The sequence below is a fragment of the Streptomyces sp. NPDC127084 genome (assembly GCF_042724175.1).
Taxonomy (GTDB): Bacteria; Actinomycetota; Actinomycetes; order Streptomycetales; family Streptomycetaceae; genus Streptomyces.
This window is the reverse complement of record NZ_JBHXFA010000069.1, coordinates 1-6,888: the sequence shown is the minus strand read 5'-3', so window position 1 is coordinate 6,888 and position 6,888 is coordinate 1. Positions and strand designations below refer to the sequence as shown.

Here is a 6,888-nt window from a genome sequence, read left to right as displayed (position 1 = left end):
TCCCGGTCCCGGGCTGAATGGCCCCATGTGGCCACAGGCCCCGTCAAAGCGCTGCGGGGCGCCACACCGCGGTGTGGCGCCCCAGAGCGAAGTTACTGAATGCGGCGGAAGCCGCCGGCCTCCCGGAGACCGGAACGGACTAGATGAGACCGAGGCCGCGAACCGCCTCGCGCTCCTCCGCCAGCTCCGCGACCGACGCGTCGATGCGGGTGCGGGAGAACTCGTTGATGTCCAGACCCTGGACGATCTCGTACTTGCCGTCCTTGCAGGTGACCGGGAAGGAGGAGATCAGGCCCTCCGGGACGCCGTAGGAGCCGTCGGACGGGATACCCATGGAGGTCCAGTCGCCCTCGGCGGTGCCGTTGACCCAGGTGTGGACGTGGTCGATGGCGGCGTTGGCGGCGGAGGCCGCGGAGGAGGCGCCACGAGCCTCGATGATCGCCGCGCCGCGCTTGGCGACGGTCGGGATGAAGGTGTCGGCCAGCCAGGCCTGGTCGTTGACGATCTCCGCGGCGTTCTTGCCGGCGATCTCCGCGTGGAAGATGTCCGGGTACTGGGTCGCGGAGTGGTTGCCCCAGATGGTGAGGCGCTTGATGTCGGAGACGGCGGCGCCGGTCTTGGCGGCCAGCTGCGAGATCGCGCGGTTGTGGTCGAGGCGGGTCATGGCCGTGAAGCGCTCGGCCGGTACGTCCGGGGCCGCGGCCTGCGCGATGAGCGCGTTGGTGTTGGCCGGGTTGCCCACGACGAGGACCTTGATGTCGTCCGCGGCGTGGTCGTTGATGGCCTTGCCCTGCGGCTTGAAGATGCCGCCGTTGGCGGAGAGCAGGTCACCGCGCTCCATGCCCTTGGTCCGCGGACGGGCGCCCACGAGCAGCGCGACGTTGGCTCCGTCGAACGCCACGTTCGGGTCGTCGGTGATGTCGATGCCCTGGAGCAGCGGGAAGGCGCAGTCGTCGAGCTCCATGGCGGTGCCCTCGGCGGCCTTCAGACCCTGCGGGATCTCCAGCAGGCGCAGCTTGACCGGCACGTCCGCGCCGAGCAGCTGGCCGGAGGCGATGCGGAAGAGCAGCGCGTAGCCGATCTGGCCGGCCGCGCCGGTGACGGTGACATTCACGGGAGTGCGGGTCATAGCGATCTCCGTAAGACAGCTGGCGGTGGGGGTTCCCTGCCCCGGGTGCTGGATACCTCATACATCGCCGTGATCGATCTCTCGACGTGAAGAGATATCCGGCGTCAGGCTATCCGACCCGGGGGCCGCCCCACTGCCGCCCCCTCATAGTGCCGCCCCCATGTGGTGCGGCTCACTCAGGGCGCGCCCCGCCGGGCGCGCGGTAGCGCACGGGGGCGCCCCTGCACCGCCCGCACCACCGCTCACTGCTCGGCCGTGCATCCCTTCGTCCCGGCCGTCAGGGTCGCGCAGGCCTTGGCCTCCGCTTCCGAGGTGGCCGCGACCATCGGCGTGTAGGCGTCGCCGTCGGCGTTCACCAGGCCGTTCTCCGCGGCGTCGCCCGCCGATATCGAGACCTTGTCCCCCGCCGCCGCCTTGGTTATCCGCGCCCAGGCGGCCGCGCAGGTCTCGCTGTAGCGGACCTCGACCACGGCCGTACCGACGGTGGCGCGCGCGGAGGTGACGGCGAGCTGACCGCCGCACCCCATGTTCTCCGGGTCCTGGCCGGTGCAGTCGGCACCAGAGCATTTCACCCCAGCGGGCAGCTCGGGGGTACTGGTGCTGGGGGTGGCGGACGGCGCCTCGGCCACGGGTCGGTCACCGGGCTCGCCGCCGCCACCGAGGTCGGTCAGCAGCACAGCTGCCGCGACCACCAGAAGCGCCCCGACAACGCCCGCGATGAACAGCGGCACCCTGCTGCGACCGCCCCCGCCGCGCCCCCGGTCCTCCGGACCGGACTCGGCGGCACGCCCCACGCCTCGCTGCTGTGGAATGGAGTGCGGGCCACCCTCCCGGGCGGCACCGTAGGCGTCACCGTACGCAGCACCACCAGGGCCTGACGGCGGCGCCGCCGTCCGTGAGAACCCTGCCCTGGCGCCGGAACCGCCCGACGCGCCCGGCGCGTCCGCGCCGAACTCCCCGAGCGCCGCCCGCGCCTGCGAAATGCGGATGGCCTCCATCGTCATGTCATGCCGCATCTCGGAGCGGCTCCAGGCACGCTCAGCGAGCTCCCACATGGTGGTCAGGTGGGCCGGGTTCGTGCCCGTCACCTCGGCGAGCGCAACGATCGCGCGCTTGGGCGCGAGCAGTCGCCCGTTCAGATAGCGCTCCCATGACGTCTTGCTGAACCCCGTCCGGTCCGAGACGGCCGCGATACTCAGCCCGCTGCGGTCAACGAGCCGCCGCAACTGGCTGGCGAATTCCTTGACCTGAGGGTCCAGCTCTTCCGGTAGCGCCTTCCAACGAGGCATTGCTCCCCCTTGTCCCCCCGACGTGCCTGATGTGCCCCGCGCTGGGTGCCCCTGCCACACCTCCGGGTCTCTCGGAGAGATGCGCAGAGCCAGGATGTTAGTTCCTATACACCGGACGCACGGGGGCATTCGCGACATTTACGCACACCCGCGTGCGCCTGTGTCCAGAAAGCCCGACCCAGTCTCGCATCCGCCGCGCCACGATCACACCATGGCGGAACCGTCACTTCCATGCCACAGGCACCTAATCTCGCTTGCCTCCCGATTGGCGCGTGCATGACGCTGTTGCCCATGACGGCGCCCGTCCTCCCACGGGGGAGAGGACGGGGCCGTCGCAGCACGACGGCACCCACGCCGAACGCGAACGAATACGCCGCAGACGGCGGACGAGCACCCACGCGGCCAGGAGTGCCGCCACCATCGCAGCCGCCGACAGGGCGAGCACCCCCACCGCACCGCCGCGGCGGTGCATCCGCGCCACCCAGGAGCCGGCCGTCCCAGAGCGGGCCACCGCAGGGCGAGTCATCCCGGAGGGGGTGGCACGGGACGCCACTCCCTCTTCATGCGAGGGCACGACCGGGCTTTGCCCGCCCCGGCCACCTCCGGCACCTCGGCCGTCCTGCCCGACCCGGCCGGCCCCCTCGCCTCTGCCGGCCCCTTGGCCGTCGACCGGTAAGCCCGGGGCGCGGACAGCCCTCCCGCTCCATACCGCGTCCGCGAGCTCCCACAGCGCGAGCAGTCGGCGTGAAGGCTCACCGGCGACCGCGCAGAGGGCCTCCACAGCACGCCGCGGCACGGGCTGCTCGCCGCACAGATAGCGCTGCCACGACGACTTGCTGTACGGGGTGCGGGCCGCCAGCGCGGTCAGGCTCAGCCCGGACCACGCCCGCAGTCGCCGCAGCTCGCCCACCAGCTGCTCACACTCGGGGCCGCTGCTCACCGGCGCGCGCCGTCGGATATGCGGCCTCCTCCCGCCCCTCTCGCCCGTATGGCGACCTCACAGAGCACCACAAGCCGCGTCGGCTCCACCGCGCACACACGGGCCAGCTCCTCGACGGCCTGCATGGGCACGGGCTGCTTGCCGTTGAGATAGCGCGCCCAGGACGAGCGGCTGTAGGCGGTCCGGGCGGCGAGTGCGGTGAGACTCAGCCCGCTGTGGTCCTTCAACCTGCGCAACTGCGCGATCAGCGTGTGCTCATGGTCGGCGAGCGCAGCCGGTAGTTCCTTCCATCTGGACATGACCCGTCCCCCGATTTCCTTCGTCCTTCTTTCGTTTTTCCTTCACTGCATTTCCCCGGTCCACTTTCCCGCTTTCTCCCACCCCATGAGATCACTACCGACAGTGACGATTCCACCCCATTCGCGGCATTGGCGAGAAGACGACAAGCCCTTGCGTCCCACGGTGTTGTCATGCATGAGCACGTTTCGGCAGCTCAGCGCGCCGTACGTCCCACAAGGTCCCCAACAGCCGAATTCCCTGGAGAAGCGCGGAGCCGGCGCGCGACAGTCGAATTCCGTGCCGGGTGACCGCACTCGGACGGCCAACGGAGGGAACAGATCAATGAACGCCGCACGCAAGCGCATCGTGCTCGCCGTCGCCACCGCGGCCATCGGCGCCGGGCTCGCACTCGCCCCCTCGGCCGGGGCGAGCTCCCAGTCGAGCGCGGAGCTCCAGGCCTCGTGCAACTGGCCCTACGTCTGCTTCTACAAGGGCAGCACCAAGACCGGTCAGTTCAAGGACGTCACCAGCGGGTGGCAGAATCTGGGCGCCAGCAAGGGCGCGGACCGGATGGTGAACACCCGTCGCGACGACGTCGTCCACACCCACTTCACCAACGGCAAGACCTGGTGCACCCCGCCCGAGAACACCACGTACTTCAACTCATGGGTCGTGGACAAGGTGCGTATCAGCTCCGCCTCCTCCTGCTGAGGTCGGCCGTCGGCAAGCGTCTGCCCCTGCCCGGCACAGGACCGGGGCAGGGGCAGGGGCAGGGGCTAGCGGACCGTGAAGCGGACCGCGTCCTCCAAGAACGGGATCTCCAGCCAGGGCTTGGGCTGAGCCATCAGCGCGAGCAGCACGATCACGACGCCGAGCAGACCGTACGTGATCATGTCGGTGAACCGTGAACGCACCGCCAGCATGCCGACGGAGGGCAGCACTCGACGCAGCACCGCTCCGGTGAGCAGGGCGACGCCGACGAGGACCGTGCCGACCCGGAAGGACTGCGGGAACGGGTCGGTGCCGACGATCAGCAGTCCGAGCGCCGCCAGCCCGATCACGGTGAGCAGCGGCCACTGGCGGGCCGGCGCCGGGGCGTCCCTGGGTGCCGCGCGCCCGCCGCCCTCCGGACGGGCGGTGTCACGGGTGACCTTGGGCGGACGACGGGACCGGGACGCGCTCGCCTGCCGGGCTTCCTCTCGGCCTTCCCCGACGGAATCCGGACCCTCCTTCGCAGACGGCTCATCACGCGCCCCGTCGGACGCCGCGTCAGACGGCTCGTCGGATGCCGCGTCAGACGCCTCGTCGCGTGGTTCGTCACGCGACGCCGCCCCGCTCAGCTCGTCACCTGCGCCGTCAAGCGGTTCATCCGAGTCGGCGGCATCACGATCCGGGGAGTCCGGTCCCGGTGCGGGCTTGCCCATGACCGCTCAGCCCGTGGCGTCGGCTGCGGCCCGCTCTGCCGCCTCGACAACATTGACCAGCAGTTGCGCCCGGGTCATCGGTCCGACGCCGCCGGGGTTCGGAGCGACCCAGCCGGCCACCTCCGCGACGCCGGGGTGCACATCGCCGACGATCTTTCCGTTCTCGTCACGGCTGACACCCACGTCGAGTACCGCGGCGCCCGGCTTCACGTCCTCCGGCTTCACCAAGTGCGGCACGCCCGCGGCGGCGACGATGATGTCGGCCTGCCGAATCTGGGCGGACAGGTCACGGGTGCCGGTGTGGCACTGCGTCACCGTCGCGTTCTCGGACTTGCGGGTCAGCAGCAGCGGCATCGGCCGCCCGATGGTGACCCCGCGCCCCACGACCACCACATGCGCACCGTTGATCTCCACGCCGTGGCGGCGCAGCAGCGTGATGATGCCCGCGGGTGTGCAGGGCAGCGGCGCCTTCTCGTTGAGCACCAGACGCCCCAGGTTCATGGGATGCAGCCCGTCCGCGTCCTTGGCCGGGTCCATCAACTCCAGCACGCGGTTGGTGTCGATGCCCTTGGGCAGCGGCAACTGCACGATGTAGCCCGTGCACTCGGGGTTGTCGTTGAGCTCCCGGACGACCGCCTCGATCTCCTCCTGCGAGGCGGTGGCGGGCAGTTCGCGCTGGATGGACGCGATGCCCACCTCCGCGCAGTCGCGGTGCTTTCCTGCCACGTACTTCTGGCTGCCGACGTCCTCGCCGACGAGCAGCGTTCCCAGGCCGGGCGTGACGCCCGCAGCCTTGAGCGCCGTCACACGGGCGGTCAGATCGGACTTGATAGAGGCTGCGGTGGCCTTGCCATCGAGAATCTGGGCGGTCATACCCCCATCCTCGCGGATGACCCCTCCCCTGTTCCAATTCAGGGCGCCGCGCGGTGACACGAGGTTGCACTTATGCAACACATACTCTTAGCGGCTGGACAAAAAACCGATCATTCGACCACGATGTCCTGGCGCAGTGTCGGGGGGCAAACCGCTTGTTTTCGTAAATCTCCTCCGTCAGGACCGCGCCGTCCCCGCAATCCAACGGAGGAATCCCCGCCATGAGCTTCGGCGACCCGAACAACCCCTACGGGCAGCAGCCCCAGCAGCCGCCGCAGGGCCAGCCCGGGTACGGCTACCCGCAGCAGGCACCGCAGGGCGTCCCCCAGCAGGGCTACGGCTACCCGCAGCAGCCTGGGCAGTACCCGCAGGCCCCCGCGTACCCCCAGGCCGGATACGGCCAGCAGCCCGGATACGGGCAGACGCCTGAACTCGCCCACTGGGGCCTGCGGTTCGGCGCCTACCTGCTGGACACGCTGATCACCCTCGGTCCGTACTACCTGCTCTCGGGTATCGGCGTGGCCATGAGCGACCCCGGGGAGACCGGCGGCCTCGCCGTGCTCGCCATTCTGGGCTTTGTGTACATGATCGGCATGTTCTTCTTCCAGCTCTACAAGGAGGGCACGACCGGTCAGACGATCGGCAAGAAGGTCCTCAAGATCCGCCTGCTGAAGGAGGCCGACGGCTCCACCCTCGGCTTCGGCATGGCCTTCGTCCGCAAGCTGGCCCACATCCTCGACGCCATGCCGTGCTACATCGGCTTCCTGTGGCCGCTCTGGGACGAGAAGAAGCAGACCTTCGCCGACAAGATCTGCAGCTCGGTGGTCGTGCGCGGCTGACGCGACCGAGTGACACAGCGACGGGGGGGCCCCGGTCATGCGGAGCCCGCCCCGGGTTTATTATGACCCCCCCAGAGTGGCGCCCCCGCCGCCCCGGCCCCGTAAGCGCGGCCGG

Annotated in this window: 8 protein-coding genes; 2 read left to right on the top strand and 6 right to left on the bottom strand. The window is 70.0% G+C overall.

The window, feature by feature from the left end:
- Positions 1 to 139: 139 nt before the first annotated feature.
- The 4 genes from ACFWI9_RS17760 to ACFWI9_RS17745 all read right to left on the bottom strand — a co-directional run bounded on the left by ACFWI9_RS17760 (position 140) and on the right by ACFWI9_RS17745 (position 3,657).
- Complete coding sequence (locus tag ACFWI9_RS17760; protein ID WP_387162968.1) at positions 140 to 1,129, bottom strand: malate dehydrogenase; 990 nt, start codon at positions 1,127 to 1,129, stop codon at positions 140 to 142.
- 242 nt (positions 1,130 to 1,371) lie between these two features.
- Positions 1,372 to 2,418, bottom strand: a complete 1,047-nt coding sequence (locus ACFWI9_RS17755; protein WP_387162966.1) for a helix-turn-helix domain-containing protein — start codon at positions 2,416 to 2,418, stop codon at positions 1,372 to 1,374.
- A gap of 244 nt (positions 2,419 to 2,662) precedes the next feature.
- Positions 2,663 to 3,358, bottom strand: coding sequence for a helix-turn-helix domain-containing protein (locus ACFWI9_RS17750; RefSeq protein ID WP_387162965.1), 696 nt, complete (start codon positions 3,356 to 3,358; stop codon positions 2,663 to 2,665).
- A complete protein-coding gene (locus ACFWI9_RS17745) occupies positions 3,355 to 3,657 on the bottom strand; it encodes a helix-turn-helix domain-containing protein (protein WP_387162964.1) in 303 nt (100 codons plus the stop codon). The genes ACFWI9_RS17750 and ACFWI9_RS17745 overlap by 4 nt, the downstream gene beginning before the upstream one ends.
- 322 nt (positions 3,658 to 3,979) lie before the next feature.
- Between ACFWI9_RS17745 and ACFWI9_RS17740 the strand changes: the two genes are divergently transcribed.
- Entirely contained in the window at positions 3,980 to 4,348 is a 369-nt protein-coding gene (locus tag ACFWI9_RS17740) for a hypothetical protein (RefSeq protein ID WP_387162963.1), read from the top strand.
- A gap of 65 nt (positions 4,349 to 4,413) precedes the next feature.
- On the opposite strand, the gene ACFWI9_RS17735 is transcribed toward ACFWI9_RS17740, so the two are convergent.
- Both ACFWI9_RS17735 and ACFWI9_RS17730 read right to left on the bottom strand, forming a co-directional pair.
- Positions 4,414 to 5,061, bottom strand: coding sequence for a DUF3017 domain-containing protein (locus ACFWI9_RS17735; protein WP_387162962.1), 648 nt, complete (start codon positions 5,059 to 5,061; stop codon positions 4,414 to 4,416).
- A 6-nt stretch (positions 5,062 to 5,067) separates the two neighbouring features.
- Positions 5,068 to 5,934: a bifunctional methylenetetrahydrofolate dehydrogenase/methenyltetrahydrofolate cyclohydrolase gene (locus ACFWI9_RS17730; RefSeq protein WP_387162959.1), complete on the bottom strand. Its 867-nt coding sequence runs from the start codon at positions 5,932 to 5,934 to the stop codon at positions 5,068 to 5,070.
- A gap of 221 nt (positions 5,935 to 6,155) precedes the next feature.
- On the opposite strand from ACFWI9_RS17730, the gene ACFWI9_RS17725 reads away from it, so the two are divergent.
- Positions 6,156 to 6,773 (top strand): RDD family protein, encoded by a 618-nt coding sequence (locus tag ACFWI9_RS17725; protein WP_387162958.1) that lies wholly within the window; start codon positions 6,156 to 6,158, stop codon positions 6,771 to 6,773.
- The last annotated feature ends 115 nt before the right edge of the window (positions 6,774 to 6,888 follow it).

Excerpts from the sequence above, each read along its gene's own strand:
- ACFWI9_RS17760 (WP_387162968.1), bottom strand. The coding sequence starts at position 1,129 with ATGACCCGCACTCCCGTGAATGTCACCGTCACCGGCGCGGCCGGCCAG.
- ACFWI9_RS17755 (WP_387162966.1), bottom strand. The coding sequence starts at position 2,418 with ATGCCTCGTTGGAAGGCGCTACCGGAAGAGCTGGACCCTCAGGTCAAG.
- ACFWI9_RS17745 (WP_387162964.1), bottom strand. The coding sequence starts at position 3,657 with ATGTCCAGATGGAAGGAACTACCGGCTGCGCTCGCCGACCATGAGCAC.
- ACFWI9_RS17740 (WP_387162963.1), top strand. The coding sequence starts at position 3,980 with ATGAACGCCGCACGCAAGCGCATCGTGCTCGCCGTCGCCACCGCGGCC.
- ACFWI9_RS17735 (WP_387162962.1), bottom strand. The coding sequence starts at position 5,061 with ATGGGCAAGCCCGCACCGGGACCGGACTCCCCGGATCGTGATGCCGCC.
- ACFWI9_RS17730 (WP_387162959.1), bottom strand. The coding sequence starts at position 5,934 with ATGACCGCCCAGATTCTCGATGGCAAGGCCACCGCAGCCTCTATCAAG.
- ACFWI9_RS17725 (WP_387162958.1), top strand. The coding sequence starts at position 6,156 with ATGAGCTTCGGCGACCCGAACAACCCCTACGGGCAGCAGCCCCAGCAG.